This window comes from Streptomyces aquilus, from assembly GCF_003955715.1.
Lineage (GTDB): Bacteria > Actinomycetota > Actinomycetes > Streptomycetales > Streptomycetaceae > Streptomyces > Streptomyces aquilus.
Window position 1 is genome coordinate 5788708 of sequence record NZ_CP034463.1, and the last position, 16848, is coordinate 5805555.

General features: G+C 71.9%; 15 protein-coding genes. 9 read left to right on the forward strand and 6 right to left on the reverse strand.

The features are described from left to right. Positions 1-16: 16 nt before the first annotated feature. From EJC51_RS26570 to EJC51_RS26580, 3 genes are all read right to left on the reverse strand, one after another. The gene (locus EJC51_RS26570) at positions 17-667 is read right to left on the reverse strand and encodes a hypothetical protein (protein WP_126273391.1); all 651 of its coding nucleotides are present in this window, start codon (positions 665-667) and stop codon (positions 17-19) included. A 125-nt stretch (positions 668-792) separates the two neighbouring features. Continuing rightward, positions 793-1488, reverse strand: a complete 696-nt coding sequence (locus EJC51_RS26575) for a GntR family transcriptional regulator (protein ID WP_126273392.1) — start codon at positions 1486-1488, stop codon at positions 793-795. Between the two features lie 117 nt (positions 1489-1605). After that, positions 1606-2961 (reverse strand): aspartate aminotransferase family protein, encoded by a 1356-nt coding sequence (locus EJC51_RS26580; protein ID WP_126273393.1) that lies wholly within the window; start codon positions 2959-2961, stop codon positions 1606-1608. 217 nt (positions 2962-3178) lie between these two features. Here EJC51_RS26580 and EJC51_RS26585 point away from each other — a divergent pair, with 217 nt between their 5' ends. The 3 genes from EJC51_RS26585 to EJC51_RS26595 are packed head-to-tail and all read left to right on the forward strand — an operon-like array spanning position 3179 to position 8481. After that, positions 3179-5467 (forward strand): serine/threonine-protein kinase, encoded by a 2289-nt coding sequence (locus EJC51_RS26585; protein WP_126273394.1) that lies wholly within the window; start codon positions 3179-3181, stop codon positions 5465-5467. 57 nt (positions 5468-5524) lie between these two features. Further along, on the forward strand, positions 5525-7024 hold the full coding sequence (locus EJC51_RS26590; protein ID WP_126273395.1) for a PstS family phosphate ABC transporter substrate-binding protein: 1500 nt from the start codon (positions 5525-5527) through the stop codon (positions 7022-7024). Positions 7025-7074: 50 nt separating this feature from the next. Further along, entirely contained in the window at positions 7075-8481 is a 1407-nt protein-coding gene (locus EJC51_RS26595) for a M20/M25/M40 family metallo-hydrolase (protein WP_126273396.1), read from the forward strand. Between the two features lie 57 nt (positions 8482-8538). Here the strand turns inward: EJC51_RS26595 and EJC51_RS26600 are convergent, their stop codons facing one another. Both EJC51_RS26600 and EJC51_RS26605 read right to left on the reverse strand, forming a co-directional pair. Then, entirely contained in the window at positions 8539-9144 is a 606-nt protein-coding gene (locus tag EJC51_RS26600) for a response regulator transcription factor (RefSeq protein ID WP_126273397.1), read from the reverse strand. A 112-nt stretch (positions 9145-9256) separates the two neighbouring features. Beyond that, entirely contained in the window at positions 9257-10435 is a 1179-nt protein-coding gene (locus tag EJC51_RS26605) for a sensor histidine kinase (RefSeq protein ID WP_244362861.1), read from the reverse strand. Between the two features lie 96 nt (positions 10436-10531). Here EJC51_RS26605 and EJC51_RS48270 point away from each other — a divergent pair, with 96 nt between their 5' ends. Continuing rightward, complete coding sequence (locus EJC51_RS48270; RefSeq protein WP_165951246.1) at positions 10532-11092, forward strand: hypothetical protein; 561 nt, start codon at positions 10532-10534, stop codon at positions 11090-11092. Between the two features lie 73 nt (positions 11093-11165). On the opposite strand, the gene EJC51_RS26615 is transcribed toward EJC51_RS48270, so the two are convergent. Beyond that, a complete protein-coding gene (locus EJC51_RS26615; protein ID WP_126273399.1) occupies positions 11166-11918 on the reverse strand; it encodes an SLATT domain-containing protein in 753 nt (250 codons plus the stop codon). A 262-nt stretch (positions 11919-12180) separates the two neighbouring features. Here EJC51_RS26615 and EJC51_RS26620 point away from each other — a divergent pair, with 262 nt between their 5' ends. From EJC51_RS26620 to EJC51_RS49220, 5 genes are all read left to right on the forward strand, one after another. After that, on the forward strand, positions 12181-12519 hold the full coding sequence (locus tag EJC51_RS26620; protein ID WP_079309378.1) for a YbaB/EbfC family nucleoid-associated protein: 339 nt from the start codon (positions 12181-12183) through the stop codon (positions 12517-12519). A 92-nt stretch (positions 12520-12611) separates the two neighbouring features. Beyond that, complete coding sequence (recR, locus tag EJC51_RS26625; protein WP_059194093.1) at positions 12612-13211, forward strand: recombination mediator RecR; 600 nt, start codon at positions 12612-12614, stop codon at positions 13209-13211. Then, complete coding sequence (locus tag EJC51_RS26630; protein WP_126273400.1) at positions 13204-13863, forward strand: DUF5063 domain-containing protein; 660 nt, start codon at positions 13204-13206, stop codon at positions 13861-13863. Before recR ends, EJC51_RS26630 begins: the two co-directional genes overlap by 8 nt. An 84-nt stretch (positions 13864-13947) precedes the next feature. Then, positions 13948-14259, forward strand: coding sequence for a trypco2 family protein (locus tag EJC51_RS26635; protein ID WP_126273401.1), 312 nt, complete (start codon positions 13948-13950; stop codon positions 14257-14259). A 24-nt stretch (positions 14260-14283) separates the two neighbouring features. Continuing rightward, positions 14284-16848, forward strand: coding sequence for a tetratricopeptide repeat protein (locus EJC51_RS49220; RefSeq protein ID WP_126273402.1), 2565 nt, complete (start codon positions 14284-14286; stop codon positions 16846-16848).

The following is a 16848-nucleotide window of genomic DNA, read 5'->3' on the forward strand; positions in this document are numbered from 1 at the left end:
CGTTGCCCGGCGGACCTCAACTGAAGATGATCATCGAGCCCTGCGCCAGGCTCCGGGTCGCCGCCGCGTGCAGGCCCAGCCAGACGTGCCGTTCCCGGGCGAAGGGACTGGGGTCGTACGGGGCGGGGACGGCCGGTTCCTCCAGCTCCGTGGGGCCCAGCGGCGGCTGCGGGGCCGCCGGGGGGTTGGCGGGGTCTATGCCGATCGACGGGCCGATCAGCGCCAGCTCCCGCAGCAGGGTCTGCGCGGAGCCCAAGGGGCCGCCGCCCGCGAGGAGTTCGTCGTTGGCCAGCGGATGCGGGAAGTCGACGGGGACGTAGGCGCCCGCGTGGTCGTAGTGCCAGACCAGATGCGACTGCTGGGCCGTCGCCTCGAACATCTCCAGCAACTGCTCGTAGTCCCCGCCGAGTTCGTCGACCGGCGTCACCGGCAGCCCGCAGACCTGGAGCAGGTACGCGCGGCGCAGGAAGTGCAGGGCGTCGTAGTCGAAGCCGGCCACCGGGGCGACCTCGCCGGACAGTCCCGGCATGTACTGGTACACCGGCACCGGCGGCAGCCCGGCCTCGGCGAGCACCTTGTTGTATTGCGCGAGTTCCTCGGCGAACGGGTTGTCGGGCGTGTGGCACAACACGTCGACGAGCGGTACCAGCCACAGGTCACAGGCCAAAGAGGGCTCCTCGGATAGCTCGGTGCGGCACGACGGACATAGCTCCGTGTAGCGGAGTGGTCAGGGAAGAGTAGTCGTGAAGTCCCCATACCCACACCCCGGGTACCCCGCTCATCGCACGAGGCTCATTCCCCGGCCATGCGCTCGATGACCGCCAGCGACTGCGCGTTGTACGCGGCGACGATCTCCCGCGCGACCTTGGTGTCCCGGCGGACCAGCGCGTCGACCAGCCCGGTGTGGTCGGCCCACAGCTCCCCGCGCAGGTCGTCCATCCGGCGCAGGTGCTGCACCGCGCACACCCAGGACTGCACTCGCAGCCGGTGCAGGAAGTCCGAGAGGTAGGGGTTGCCGAACAGGGCGCTCAACTCGCGCCAGAACCGCAGGTCATAGCCGATCAGGACGGTCAGGTCACCGGCCCCGGCGGCCCGCTGGGCCTCCTCGCCGCGCCGCCGCACACCGGCGAGCAGGGCCGGGATACGGGTGGCGTCCGGCTCGTCGACCAGGCCCAGATGGCCGTCGTCGAGCGCCTTGAACATGCCGTCGATGACGAGGGCGCGGGCCTCGATGATGCCGCGGTAGTCCGCGACGGAGTACTCGTGGACCCGGAAGCCGCGATGCTGGTCGGCTTCGAGGAGGCCCTGCGCGGCGAGGTCGACCAGCGCCTCGCGGACCGGCGTCGCCGACACCCCGTACTGCTCGGCGATCTCCTTGACCGTGAACTCCTGCCCCGGCTGGAGCCGTCCGCCCAGCACCTCGTCGCGGAGCGCGTCGGCGATCTGCTGCCGCAGGGTGTTGCGGGTCACGGCGCCGTTGCCGGGCATGGTCGGGCCTCTCCCTGATGGCGGTCGGGTGGCGTGCACGTGTATGTCTACGAGCACGCCACCTTACGCGTTCGGGTTCCCGGTGTTTACCCGCGTAGCGCCGGGAAAGCCCGGCGGCTACTCCGTGTACTCGTCCGCCACGGAGAGCGCCGCGTCCAGCGCGGACAGGCCCTCCTTCAGCTCGGCCTCGGAGACGTTGCACGGCGGCACCACATGGGTGCGGTTCATGTTGATGAAGGGCCAGATGCCGTGCTTCTTGGCGGCGGCGCCGAACGCGGCCATCGGGGCGTTCGCCTCGCCGGCCGCGTTGTACGGCACCAGCGGTTCGCGGGTCTCCTTGTTCCTGACCAGGTCCAGCGCCCAGAACATGCCGACGCCGCGGACCTCGCCCACGGAGGGGTGCCGCTCGGCGAGCTCGCGCAGGGCGGGCTCGACCACGGCCGTACCGAGGTTCTTCGCGTTCTCGACCACGCCCTCCTCCGCCATCACGTTGATCGTGGCGACGGCGGCCGCACAGGCCAGCGGATGCCCGGAGTACGTCAGACCGCCCGGGTAGGCGCGCTTGCCGAAGGTCTCCGCGATCGCGCCGGAGATGGCGACGCCGCCGAGCGGGACGTACCCGCTGTTGACGCCCTTGGCGAAGGTCATCAGGTCGGGCACCACCCCGAACAGGTCGGCCGCGAACCACTCACCGGTGCGGCCGAACCCGGCCATGACCTCGTCGAGGACGAAGACGATCCCGTACTTGTCGCAGATCTCGCGGACGCCCGAGAGGTATCCGGGCGGCGGGACCATGATCCCGGCGGTGCCGGGGATGGTCTCCAGGATGATCGCGGCGACCGTTCCCGGCCCCTCGAAGGCGATCGTCGTCTCCAGGTGCTCCAGCGCCCGCGCGCACTCCTGCTCCTCGGTCTCCGCGTAGAAGCGGGAGCGGTACAGGTACGGCGCCCAGAAGTGCACGACGCCGGCGGAGGCGCTGTCGGAGGCCCAGCGGCGCGGGTCGCCGGTGATGTTGATCGCCTGCTGCGTACCGCCGTGGTACGAGCGGTAGGCGGAGAGCACCTTGGGCCGCCCGGTGTGCAGCCGCGCCATGCGCACGGCGTGCTCGACGGCGTCCGCGCCACCGTTGGTGAAGAAGATCTTGTCGAGGTCGCCGGGGGTCCGCTCGGCGATCAGCCGGGCCGCCTCGGAGCGGGCCTCGATGGCGAAGGCGGGCGCGAACGTGGACAGGGTTGCGGCCTGTTCCTGGATCGCGGCGACGACCTTCGGGTGCTGGTAGCCGATGTTCGTGTAGACGAGGCCGCTCGTGAAGTCGAGGTACCGCTTGCCGTCGTAGTCCCAGAAGTACGACCCCTCCGCGCCGGCGACGGCGAGCGGGTCGATGAGCTCCTGCGCGGACCAGGAGTGGAACACATGAGCGCGGTCCGCGGCCTTCACGGCGGCGCCGACCTCGGGGTTTGGCTGAGGGGTCATGCGGGTGAGCGTAAATGTCCGCGATGCGGAAGCGGTATCGGCGTCCTGTTCTGTGGACGGGGGGTTTCCGCGACAGGTTGTCGGGCTTGGGGTCGCGGATGGTGTGGGGGCGGCGTTACGGAACCGTCGGACCCGGGGCGTCCGTCACCTCGTACGACCGCACTATCGTGAGCCCCACGCACAGGCACGTGTCGGGGGAGTACGGGGAGGGCCTGCGATGGAGAAGCTGGGGGCCGGGGATCCGCAGAGGATCGGGGCGTATCGGCTGCTGGCGCGGCTCGGGGCCGGCGGGATGGGGCAGGTGTATCTCGCGCGGTCGGAGCGGGGGCGGACCGTCGCCGTGAAGCTGGTGCGGGAGGAACTCGCCGCGCAGGAGGAGTTCCGGGCGCGGTTCCGGCAGGAGGTGCGGGCCGCCCGGCAGGTCGGCGGGTACTGGACGGCACCCGTCCTCGACGCCGACACCGAGGCCGCGGTGCCCTGGGTCGCCACCGGGTACGTCGCCGGGCCGAGCCTCCAGCAGGTCGTCGGCCATGACCACGGGGCGCTGCCCGAGCGGTCGGTGAAGATCCTCGCCGCCGGGCTGGCGCACGCGCTCAAGGACATCCACGCCGCCGGGATCATCCACCGTGACCTGAAGCCCTCCAACGTGCTGGTGACGATCGACGGGCCGCGGGTCATCGACTTCGGCATCGCGCGCGCCCTGGAGACGGTGACCGACGGGGGCCTGACCAGGACGGGCGCGCTGGTCGGCTCGCCCGGATTCATGGCGCCCGAGCAGGTGCGCGGCGACCGGATCACGCCCGCGTGCGATGTCTTCTGCCTGGGCTCCGTGCTCGCGTACGCCGCGACCGGCAAGCTTCCCTTCGGCGCCGGGGGCAGTGGCGTGCACGCGCTCATGTTCCGGATCGCCCAGGAGGAACCCGACCTGGAGGGGGTCCCGGAGGGCCTCGCCGATCTCGTCCTGGCCTGCCTCAAGAAGGACCCGGCCGGCCGCCCGACCCTGGACCAGGTCCTGGACCGCACCGGCGCCGAGGACACGGTCTCCGGCGGCCGCTCCCGCGACCCGTGGCTGCCGAGCGCCCTGGTGGCGCAACTCGGACGGCATGCGGTGCGGTTGCTGGAGACGGAGGATCCGGAGGGGGACGGGAGTGGCGGGGGTGGTGTTGGCGGCGGGGGTGCCGGGGCTGCGGGGGCGGGGGCTGCTGGGTTTGCTGGGGCCGCTGGGCAGGCTGGGGCTGGTGGGCAGGCTGGGGCCGCTGGGCAGGCTGGGGCTGGTGGGTTTGCGGGGTCTGCCAAGGCTGCTGGGTCTGCCGGAGCCCCCGGGCAGGTCGGAGCTGCCGGGCAGGCTGGGGCGGCTGGGCAGGTTGGAGCCGCTGGGCAGGCTGGAGCCGCCGGGCAGTTCGGAGCTGCCGGGCAGGCCGGGGCCGCTGGGCAGGCCGGGGCCGCTGGGCAGGCCGGGGCCGTTCAGGGCGGTGCGCGTGTCGGAGGCGTCGAGGGAGCTGGAGGCGCTCAGGGCCTGGGCGGTGAGGTGGCGCCCGAGCATGGCTCTGCCGCTGCCGAGGACGCGCCGCCCGGGCCCGGGCAGCCCGGGGGCGGGGCGCCCTTGAATCACCTGCCCACGGCCGTCGGGCAGTACGGCGGGGCGACCCCTCCGCCGGCCCCGCCCGCCCATCCCGCGTACGGCTACCCGCAGCAGCCGCAGCAGCCGCAGCAGCCGCAGCAGCCTCAGCAGTACGCGCCGCCGCCCCCGTCCACCCCTGCCTACGGTCACCCCCAGCAGCCCTGGGCGCCCGGCGTCCCGGCGCAGTTCAACCCGTACAGCGGCGGCCCCGGCGCCACCCCGCCCTACGGCCCAGGCGCCACCCCGCCGTACGGCCCCGGCGCCACTCCGCCCTACGGCCCAGGGGGCACCCCGTACCCGAACCAACCGCACCCGCAGCCGGAACCCCCGCGCCGCAACGGCCGGTCCACGATCGCGCTCGTCGCCGTCGCCCTGGTCGTCGCGCTCGGCGCCGGTGGCTCGGTCTACGCGCTGATGAGCAGCGGCGGCGACGACCAGGCCGACCCCAAGCCCACGCCCACCACCAGCGCGCCCACGACACCCGGCCCCTCGCCGACCTCCACGGAGCCCTCGCCGACGCCCACCACCTCGGCCCCGGCGGACGGCACCGTCCCCGCCGGCTACCTCGGCACCTGGACCGCGGGCATCGACAACGCGGACGGCCACCACACCCGCCAACTCACCATTCAGCAGGGCGAGGTGGGCGACGCGGTGCTCTCCCTCGTCGCCGACGGCCCCGACTACCACTGCGTGTTCCAGGCCGCGCTCACCGAATCACCGGGCAGCGACGGCCCGTTGGAGATCGGCCCGTCCACGGTCACGGTCGGGGAGCCCGCCACCTCCTGCTCGCCGGGCGCGGCCACCGAGATCACCCTGAAGCCGGACGGCACCCTGGAGCGCGTCAACACCGGCAACGGCGAGAAGCTGACGTACACCAAGCAGTAACGCGGAGTACGCGTCGCGGTAAGGGCGTTGAGGTCGCACGCTCGTACGGTCCCGTCGGTGGAATGGCTGAGCGCAGAGAACCTGGTCGCCGTCGGGACCGCCGTCCTCGGCATCGCCGCGTCCGGGGTCATGGTCTGGTACGAGCGCCGGGTGCCGCGCCGCAAGCGCATCGGGTACCGCGTCCAGATGGACAACCCGATCGGTGACGACGTCCGTTCGGGGCGGGCCAACGTCCGTCTGGGGCTCTTCAACGAGGCCCCGGACATGGCCGACGCCACGCTCGTCCTCCTCCGCGTCGAGAACGACGGCTCGCAGGGCATCGACCGCGACGACTACACGGGCCCCGCCCCGCACGGCCTGACCGCGGTCTTCACCGACCGCACCATCCGCGGCGTCTCGGTCACCCAGCCCACCGACCGCGACCACCTCATGGACCACTTCACCCCGGAACGCGGCTTCGGCTACGAGGGCAACCGGCTGCGCATCCCCCGCGTCCCGCTCAACCGCGGCGACCACTTCAAGCTGCTCGTCCTGCTGTCCGGCGGCGACGTGGGCCGCGGGATACGGCTCACCGGCGGGCTGCGCGAGGGCGAGGTGCACCCCAACCGCAGCGCGACCCCGGACGAGACCCCGCCCCTGCTCAGCGGCCCGGCGCGGCTGTTCACCGCCCTGCTCACGCTCTCCGTCGTCGCCCTCGCCGGCATCATCGTCGCCCGCGACGACACCAGACCCCCGCTCGGCTGCGAACAGGGCAGCCTCACGGTGACCGGCTCGACCGCCTTCGCGCCCGTGGTCAGGACGCTCGCGAAGGAGTACGAGAAGGACTGCGAGGGCGCCGACATCACCGTCCAGGCGCGCGGCAGCGAGGCCGGGGTCGCCGAACTCGCCGCCGAGGGGACGAAGGACGTCATCGCCTTCTCGGACGGAGCCATGGGCGACCGGCTGGGCCTGCACGGCGAGAAGGTGGCCCTGTCGGCCTTCACCCTCGTCGTGAACGACCGGATCGCCCTCGGCGCCCAGGGTCTGTCGAAACAGGACGTACGACGGCTCTACGGCGGCGAGATCACTCGCTGGCGCCAACTCGACCCCGCCCTCCCCGATCTGCCGGTCACCCTCGTCAGCCGCAACGCCGACTCCGGCACCCGGCAGACCTTCCAGCAGCGCGTCCTCGGCACCTGGGAGCGGGTGCCGAGCACGTCACTGGACTGCGTCCACCAGGACGACCGCTCGGCATCCGTCGTGCGCTGCGAACTCGACTCCACACAGGACGTGTTGGAGGCGGTGAGCAAGGTGCCCGGCGCCATCGGCTACAGCGAACTCACCGTCGCGGCGGGCCACGAGGGCGTGCGGACCGTGCCGCTCGACGGCATCGCCCCGTCCGTGAAGACCGACCGCTACCCCTACCGGGGCGTCGAGTACGCCTACACCCACCGCGCCGCGCGGCCCGGTTCGCTCGCCGCCGCCTTCCTCGCCTACCTCGACGAGGCCACGAGCCAGGACGTGATCCGCGAGTACGGCCATCTTCCGTGCGAGCGGCAAGAGGAGTTGTGTGGGTGACGACACCTGACCCACTGAGCCCACTGATCCCACCGACCCCGGGAGAGTGCATGCGTCCCAGCAGAAGAACGGTCCTGACCGTGACGGGAGGGGCCGCGCTGGCCGCGGGTACCGGCGCGGCCGAGGCAGCCGGGGCAGCCGAGGCGGCACCGCTCGGCGGCCGGCCACCGGCCACCGCCCAGCCCCCGACCCGTGAACTCCGAGCACTGTTAAGGGAGATCGACCCCGCCCGCATCGAGGCCACGGTCCGCAAGCTCGTCTCCTTCGGTACCCGCCACACCCTCTCCACCCAGGACGACCCGGCCCGCGGCATCGGCGCCGCCCGCGACTGGCTGCTGGCGGAGCTGCGCTCGTACGCCGCCGGTTCGGGCGGCCGGATGACGGCGGAACTCCAGTCGTACGTCCAGGAACCGGGCCCGCGCATCCCGACGCCGACCCGGATCACCAACGTCGTCGCCACCCTGCGCGGCTCGGTGACGCCGGACCGGATCTACGTCGTCTCCGGGCACTACGACTCCCGGGTCACCGACGTCATGGACGCCACCTCCGACGCGCCGGGCGCGGACGACGACGCGTCCGGGGTGGCGGTCGTCCTGGAGCTGGCGCGGGTGATGGCGAAACGCCGACCCGCCGCGACGATCGTGTTCGCGGCGGTGGCGGGGGAGGAGCAGGGCCTGTTCGGATCGGCTTACCTGGCCCAGCAGTTCAAGGCCGCAGGGGCGGACGTCCAGGGCATGTTCACCAACGACATCGTCGGCAGCCCGACCGCGGACGACGGCACCCGCGACCCGTACACCATCCGGCTCTTCGCGGAAGGCGTGCCGTCCTCGGAGACCGCCGAGCAGGCCGCGATCCGCCGCTCGGTGGGCGGCGAGAACGACTCGGCCACCCGCCAACTCGCCCGCTTCGTACGGGACGTGGCCGACAACGACGCCACCGGCATGCACATCCGCGTCGTCTACCGCCGGGACCGCTACCGCCGCGGCGGCGACCACATCCCGTTCCTCGAACGCGCCTACCCCGCCGCCCGCTTCACCGAGCCCGCCGAGGACTTCGCCCACCAGCACCAGGACGTCCGTGTCGAGGACGGCAAGCAGTACGGCGACCTCCCCGAGTTCTGCGACTTCGACTTCACCGCCCGCGTCGCCAAGGTCAACGGCGCCGCCCTGTGGACGCTGGCGCAGGCCCCGGGCACCCCGAGGGGCGCGAAGATCGTCACGACCCTGCTCACCAACTCCACCCGGCTCGTGTGGACGCGGGGCACGGAACCGGACCTCGCCGGCTACGAGATCGTGTGGCGGGAGACGACGGCGCCCGAGTGGACGCATGTCGTCCCGGTCGGCGACGTGACGACGTACGAGGTCGACCTGTCGAAGGACAACGTCTTCTTCGGGGTACGGGCGGTGAACACGAAGGGGCTCAGAAGCCCGGTGGCCTTCCCCGACCCACAGGCCTGACCGGCCTGACCGGCCTGACCGGCCTGACCGGCCTGACCGGCCTGACCGGGCTGACCTCTAGATCCAGCCCTGCTGCCAGGCGTGATGGGCCGCCGCGTGCCGGGTGGTGGCCCCCAGCTTGGACATCGCGGCGGAGAGGTAGTTGCGCACGGTCCCCTGCGCCAGATGGACCTGCTGGGCGATCTCCGCCACCGACGCCCCGGTGCGGGCCGCCCGCAGCACCTCCAACTCCCGTGCGCTGAGCGGGCAGTCGTCCTCGGTCAGCGCGGACGCGGCGATGTCGGGGTCGACGTAGCGGCGCCCCGCGGCGATGTCCCGGAGGATCTCGGACAGCCGGGCGGCGGGGGTGGTCTTCGGCACGAACCCGCGCACCCCTGCGGCCAGCGCGCGGCGCAGCACGGCGGGCCGGGCGTGCCGGGTGACGAGGACGACGTGGGTGCCCGGCCGCCCGGCCCGGATCTCCTCGGCGGCCCGCAGCCCGTCCGTGGGCGGCATCTCCAGATCCAGTACGGCGATGTCGGGCCGGTGTTCGAGGGCGAGCCGCACGGCGTCGGTGGAGGTCGTGGCCTCCGCGACCACGGTGAGGTCGTCCTCCAGGGAGAGCAGGGCGGCGAGGGCACCGCGCAGGAGATCCTCGTCGTCGGCGAGGAGGAGCCGGATCACTGGGCGGCCCCTGGGTGGGCGGTGTAGGGCGGGGTTGCTCGGCGGTTGTTTGGGTGGGCGGTGTCGGGCGGGGTCGCTCGGCGGTCCCTTGGGTGGGCGGTGTCGGGCCGGTTCACTCGGCGGCCCCCTGCACGGGCAGTGTCGCGGTCACCGTGAAACGGTCGCCGTCCGCCCGCTCCCAGGTCAACTCCCCTCCCGCGCCCCGCAGTCGTTCGGCGAGCCCCCGCAGCCCGGTGCCGTCGGCGCTGTCGGGACGGGTGACGGCCCCGTCGTTGGCGATCCGCAGCCGGACCCGGTCGTCGACGCGTCGGTAGTCGACCTCGGCGGTGCGGGCCTGGCTGTGGCGCAGCACGTTGGTGGTGGCCTCACGCATCACGAGCCCGAGGAGACCGCGGGCGGGGTCACCCAACTGCCCCTCCCGCGCGGCAGGTTCGAGCGACATCCGCGCATCGATCCCGGCCGCCGCCAGCACCCGGGTGGCGTTGGCGATCTCGTCGTCGAGCGTCGTACGGCGAATGCCCTGCACGACGGCCCGCGTGTCCCGCAGCGCGTCCGCGCACAGCTGCCGTATCTCCCGCATCTCGGCGGCGGCGCGGGGCGGATCGGCCTCGGCGAGCCGCGACGCCAATTCGGCCTTCAGGGCGATGACTTGCAGGTGATGGCCCTGGATGTCATGGAGGTCGGAGGCGAACCGCAGCCGCTCGTCCTTCACCGCCAGCTCCGCCTCCAGCCGCCGCGCCCGGTCCAGCCGCCCCGCGATCCGCCACGCCCACAGCGGCCCGAGCACGGTCCACACGGTGAACGCCGTCAGAAAGGCCGGGAAGAGGGCCGCGTAAGCCAACTCGCCGTCGCCGGCGGCCAGACTCACCGCGCCGCCGGGCAGCAGCGCGAACGCGACGGCAGCCCCGATCAGCCACCGTCTGCCGGGGACGGCGGGCAGACCGGCCGCGACGATCGCCACGGTCACGGCCGGGGCGACCGCCCACAGCCCGTAGTTGTGCCGCGCCAACGGCGGTACGGCGAGCACGGCGGCGGCGAGACAGGCGGTGACGATCCATCCCGCGCGCGGCCGCGAGCCCGGCGCCCGCTCCGCCATCGACCCGCCGAGCAGCACGACGGCGGCCACGGCGTGCACGGCCAGCGCCGGCACGACCGGCGCCCGTGCCCACAGCGGCACGTCCCCGTCCAGCGCCCAGGTCCCGTACGCCACCACCAGCACACACAGCACGGTCCCCGGCACGGCCCACCACGTGTACCGCCGGAAACCCGCGAGCCCCGCCCCCTCGTCCACGCGGTCATTGTGGCAGCGGGGAGATGACAGATGTCATACGACGACGTGCGTGCTCGGCACTACTGCCGTTTTTCGGCCCCCGCGACCCTGAACGGCATGACGCACATCAACACGGCACCGCTGACCCGCCGTTGGCCGACGTTCGCGGCGCTCGCGCTCTGGGCGGCCCAGGCGGCGGCGAGCGCGTCGGACACGTTGGCGGACTCGGTCGAGGGGTTCGGGCAGGTGCTGCCGCTGCTGCCCCTCCTCTACGTGGTGATCAACCAACTGGGCACACCCAGGGCGACCTGGCCGGTGCTGGGCGGGGGCCTGGTCCTCGTCCTCGGCCTCCAGGCCCTGGACGTGGTCTCACCGGCGGGCGCGATGATCGGCATCGCACTGGCCGTACTGCTGTGGGGGCCGCTGCGGGGCGCGCCGCGCGCGTGGGGCTTGCAGGCGGCGGGGGTGGTGGGCTTCGGGGCGCTGGCGGTGACGGGGCTGGTGGTGGACCCGGAGGTGGGGCGGTGGGTGGTGGCGGCGGGATGGCTGGGCCACGGGGTGTGGGACCTGGCGCATCTGACGCTGGAGAGGCTGAAGGGGGTGGTCGCGCCGACCTTCGCGGAGTGGTGCGCGGTGGTGGACGTGTTGGTGGGGGCTGAGCTGCTGATCGCGGGGTGACTGCGCCCACCCGGGGGCGCGGGGAACCGCGCCCAGCCGCGACGCACCCGCACGACAACCCGGCTGCTCCCCGTCACCTGGGCTCAGGCGGCCGCTGCCGAGGCATGTTCGGCCGCGTGCCCCCCGCCCCCGGAGGCAACGGAAACCTCCCCTGCACCACGTTCGCGTCCGCCCGCGGCGCCCCCGCCACCGCCGTCTGGATGCCCAGCGGCGCGGACCCGGTCCGGAACTCCACCATCCAGTCCGTCGTCTCCACACGCACCAGCTCGGTGATGTCCTCCGAGAACCGGCGCAGCACCCCGAGACACCGCTCGGCGGCCTCCCCGGCGGTCCCCTCGGCCGGCCCCAGCACCTCCCGCACACTCTCCGAGGCCCAGTCGAACTGGAGCACCTGGAGCCGCCGCTGTACGGCCTGCGCGGTGGCCACGTCCCTTATCCACCCGGACGTGACCCCGAAGAACCGATCAACCGCGACGCACGCGACGGCGAGCAGCAGCGCGAGATACCCCCAGGCCGCGACGGAGCCGACCACCCCGGTGAGGTCGAGCAGCGGCAGCGAGGCCCCGGCGAGCGCACCGGCCGCCGCCCCGCCCCGCAGGGCCCGCGCGCCCCGCCGCTTCCACACCCGGTCCGCGAGATACCAGGCGGCGGTGTCGAGCGCCCCGCGCTCCACCCACCGGTACAGCTCGTCCAGCCGGGGCGCGGGCTCGCCCCAGTCCCCGAGGGGGAACGTCCGCCCCGTCAGGTCGCCCGGCCGCGGCCCGGCCGCCTCCCCGCCCCGCTCGTCCTGAGGCGGACCCTCGGGCTGCATCTCCGGCTGACCCACCCGGCACTCCCTCCACGACCGATCACGACTGATCACGCTGCGTAATGCACGTGTGACGCATGATGCCGACGTGCCGGACCTTTCCTACCTCCCAATGGGTGGCGAAGGGACGGCTTTCACCTCTTTTCCGCCCGGAAGTGGGCCTTGATCAGGTATAGGACTCGTCGTCATCTCACTCGAAAGAGTGCCGGGGCGATGCCTGCGTGGAGCACGTAGGCTCAAGACAGAGGACAAGACACAGACCTAAGAGCGGGAGCTGATCGTGATCCCCGGTGGTGGCCAGCCCAATATGCAGCAGCTGCTCCAGCAGGCCCAGAAGATGCAGCAGGACCTGGCGAACGCGCAGGAGGAACTGGCGAGGACCGAGGTCGACGGCCAGGCCGGCGGCGGCCTGGTCAAGGCGACGGTCACCGGCTCCGGTGAGCTGCGCGCCCTGAAGATCGACCCGAAGGCGGTGGACCCGGAGGACACCGAGACCCTCGCCGACCTGATCGTGGCGGCCGTACAGGCGGCCAACGAGAACGCGCAGACCCTCCAGCAGCAGAAGCTCGGCCCGCTGGCCCAGGGCCTGGGCGGCGGCATCCCCGGCCTGCCGTTCTAGGACAGGCCCAGGACCGAGCCCGCCTTCCTCAGAGGGCGGTCCGCCAACTACCGTACGTACGTGTAAGGAACCCCAGGAAGGACGGCAGTCCGTTGTACGAAGGCGTGGTGCAGGACCTCATCGACGAACTGGGGCGGCTGCCCGGCGTCGGTCCCAAGAGCGCCCAGCGGATCGCCTTCCACATCCTCCAGGCGGAACCGACGGACGTACGGCGGCTCGCGCAGGCGTTGATGGAGGTCAAGGCGAAGGTCCGCTTCTGCGCGACCTGCGGCAACGTCGCGCAGGAGGAACTGTGCAACATCTGCCGTGACCCCCGCCGCGACCCCTCCGTCATCTGCGTGGTGGAGGAGCCGAAGGACGTGGTGGCGATCGAGCGCACCCGGGAGTTCCGGGGCAAGTACCACGTCCTGGGCGGCGCCATCAGCCCCATCGAGGGCGTGGGTCCCGACGACCTGCGTATACGAGAACTTCTCGCGCGGTTGGCCGACGGGACGGTCACGGAACTGATCCTGGCCACGGACCCGAACCTGGAGGGCGAGGCGACCGCCACCTACCTCGCCCGCATGATCAAGCCCATGGGCCTCAAGGTCACCCGCCTGGCCAGCGGCCTCCCGGTGGGTGGCGACCTGGAATACGCGGACGAGGTGACCCTCGGCCGCGCCTTCGAGGGGAGACGACTCCTAGATGTCTGACGCCACACTGCACGCCACTGCGCAGGACCCCGACGACTTCGCGGTCCAGATCGCCGACCAGGTGGAGAGTTTCCTGGTGGCGGTGACCGAGGTGGCGAAGGGCGACGAGCCCGACTCGGCCGTCCCCTTCCTCCTCCTGGAGGTCTCCCAGCTCCTGCTGGCCGGCGGCCGCCTGGGCGCGCACGAGGACATCGTGCCGGACGAGCGCTACGAGCCCGACCTGGGCCCGGAGCCGGACGTGGACGAACTCCGCGAGAACCTGGCCCGCCTGCTGGAGCCGATCGACGTGTACTCGGAGGTCTTCGACCCCTACGAGCCGCGCAAGTCCCCGGTCCCGGCCCGCATCTCCGACGACCTCACGGACGTCATCACCGACCTCCGCCACGGCATGGCCCACTACCGCGCGGGCCGCACCACGGAGGCCCTGTGGTGGTGGCAGTTCTCCTACTTCTCCAACTGGGGCACGACGGCGTCGGCGACCCTCCGCGCCCTGCACTCGGTCCTGGCCCACGTCCGCCTGAACCAGCCCCTGGAGGAGTTGGACGGCCTGGACACCGACCAGAGCATGGGCGACGAGACCCTGGAGTTCGAGGCGGGCAAGGTGATGGCGGAGGAGATCGGGGAACCGCTGGGGGTACGTCCGGGGAAGTAACCGCCTTTTTCCTTTTTCCGTACGTTGTGGGGCGCGGCGAGTACGCTGCGCCCCACAACGCGTTTACGGGGACGGGGGCGTTCGGTGGCGGACGAGGCGTGGGCGGGGCTGGCGGAGGCGATCGGGGCGATCCGCTCCGAGCTGCGGCAGGCGGCGCGGGACGGGGCGGGGGATGAGATCCAGTTCCGGACGGGCGCGGTGGAGATCGAGTTCGCGGTGGACGTGAAGCTGGACGGAGAGGCGCGGGCGAAGGTCCTGGTGCTGCCGTTCAGCGCGGAGGCGAAACTCGCACGGTCCAAGGGCACGACGAACCGAGTGAAGATCACGCTCCAGCCGGTCGACGCCGAGGGGACGGATCTGCGTATCAAGGACGACTCGGGGGAACGCCCCAAATAACGGGGGGCACGGGGGTGTTGGCCTGTGGACGTGCGGCGGGTCGTGGAGGTCTGGAATCCGGTCGGGAAGTGTGCGGGGACGGGCTACCTGGTTGCGGATGGGTTGGTCCTGACGGCACTTCACAATGTGCTGGGCTGCGACCAGGTGGAGGTCCGGCGGCTGGGTGACGAGGGGGCGGCGTGGGCGGCGGCTGAGGTGCGCTGGCCGGAGACGCTTCCTGACCTGAAGAGGGAGCCGCAGGCCGACGCGGCGTTGGTCGCGATCACGGACCCGGGGTGGCGAGCGCTGTCGGGCGTCGAACCTGTCAGATGGGGCAGGATTGACAGGTCGGTGGTGGGGGAGAAGCGGCTGGGGTGCGTCGCGGTCGGCTTCCCCCGGTCGGAGGTCCGTGACGGTCTCCGGGACACCAAGGAGATCCGCGGCCACATCGAGACACTGACCGGGCTGAAGTCCGAGGGGCTGATCACGGCATACGTCGACGATGTCGCCGTTCCCAGCAAGCCGGACGAGAAGTCGCGGTGGGCGGGGGCGTCGGGGGCGGCGTTGTTCGCGAGGGGGCGGCTCGTCGGAGTCGTGACGACCGACCGGCAACGGGACTATGAAGCCGACCAGTTGACGGCGGTGTCGGTGGCGTCGCTGGCGGCTCGCCCGGGATTCGCCGTGGAGGTGAGGGCGGCCGGGGCGGAGCTGATCCCGGAGGAGGTCACGGCCGCGGATGAGGAGCGGGCGCGCACGGCGTACGACGTCGAGGTCCGGCGAGGCGTGAACAACTTGCCGGAACTGCCGTCGCCGATCTTCGTCGGCAGGGCGGAGGCGATGGCGGCCCTGGAGCGTGCTCTGGCCGCGGATTCGCAGACGATCACCCAGACGGTGCACGGACTGGGCGGAGTCGGGAAGACGACACTGGCCCTGCACTACGCCCACGACCACGTGGGGGCGTACCGGATGGTGTGGTGGATCCGCGCGGACACGCCTGAGCTGATCGAGGCGGGCTTCGCGGCACTCACGCTCCGCCTGCGGGGCGGGGAGACGGAGGGCGACCTCACGACGGCTCAAGCCGCCGAGTGGGCGGTCGGGTGGTTGCAGACGCATCCGGGGTGGCTGCTGGTCTTCGACAACGCGGAGAGGGCGGAGGACGTGTATGCCTGGACAGGCCAACTCCGGGCTGCGGGCCGCCACTTGATCACCAGCCGGTACAAGAGGGGCTGGGTCTGTGATCCGATCCCCTTGGCCGTGCTGGACGAGGACGCCTCGCTGGCGCTTCTCTCCCGCCTCGGCGGTGCCGACGACGAGGACGAGGCCCGCGCGCTCGCGGACGACCTGGGCCATCTCCCCCTCGCCCTGGAACAGGCGGGAGCCTTCATCGGGCAGACCGGGATCACGATCGCCGAGTACCGGGACATGCTGCGCAGCCACCCGGACCGCACCACGGACGCGGCGCCGGGTGGTTCGGACCCCGCACGGACGGTGGCCCGGATCTGGCGCATCACCCTGGACGCACTCCAGGAACGGGACCCTCGGGCCGTGGAGATCCTGAGGATCGCCGCGTGGTACGCCCCGACGGGCATTCCACGCACCCTGCTCGCGCCGCTGGCCGAGGACGCGCTCGACCTCGCACAACTCCTCGGGCTGTTGGCCGACTACAACATGATCACGCTCGACGAGGCGGGAATCGGCGTGCATCGCTTGGTCCAGACGGTGGCGCGAACGCCGTCGGAGTCGGGAGGTGATCCGCATCGCGAACCGGACCGCATCAGGGCTGCGTGTGATCGGGCCGTGGAGCTGATGCTGGTCGGGCTACCGGACGATCCCAAACGAAACGTCGCAGGTTGGCCAACCTGGAGGGCCCTGCTCCCTCACGTCGAAGCGCTCCTCGACGTGGTGAACCCGGAGGAGGACACTGCCGAGATTGACCTGATGCTCACGCTGGCGGGGAGCTTCGTTGAAGGGCAAGGGCAGCTGAGCCAGGCCATTGGGTACTTCAAGCGCTCTCTGGCGGCGGCCACGCGACTGAAGGGTGAGGATGACCCGAGCACGCTGACCTCGCGGAACAACCTGGCCGCCGCATATCAATCGGAGGGGGATCTGGTGCGGGCCATTCCGTTGCTAGAACGGACGTTGGCGGATCGTGTGCGGGTGTTGGGTGAGGATCATCCGCGCACGCTGACCTCGCGGAACAACCTGGCTGGCGCGTATGAGGCGGTGGGGGATCTGGGGCGGGCCATTCCGTTGCATGAGCGGACGTTGGCGGATCGTGTGCGGGTGTTGGGTGAGGATCATCCGGACACGTTGTCCTCGCAGAACAACCTGGGTTCCGCGTATGAGGCGGTGGGGGACCTGGGGCGGGCGATTCCGTTGCTTGAGCGGACGTTGGCGGATCGTGTGCGGGTGTTGGGTGAGGATCATCCGGACACGTTGCTCTCGCGGAACAACCTGGCTTACGCGTACCGGGCGGCAGGGGATCCGGACAGGGCGATTCCGTTGTACGAGCACGCATTCGCCGCCTGTCTCCGAGTGCTGGGCGAGGACCACCCGACGACACGGCTCGTGCGCGACAATCTGGCCGTTGCACATGCCGAGGAATCCTGA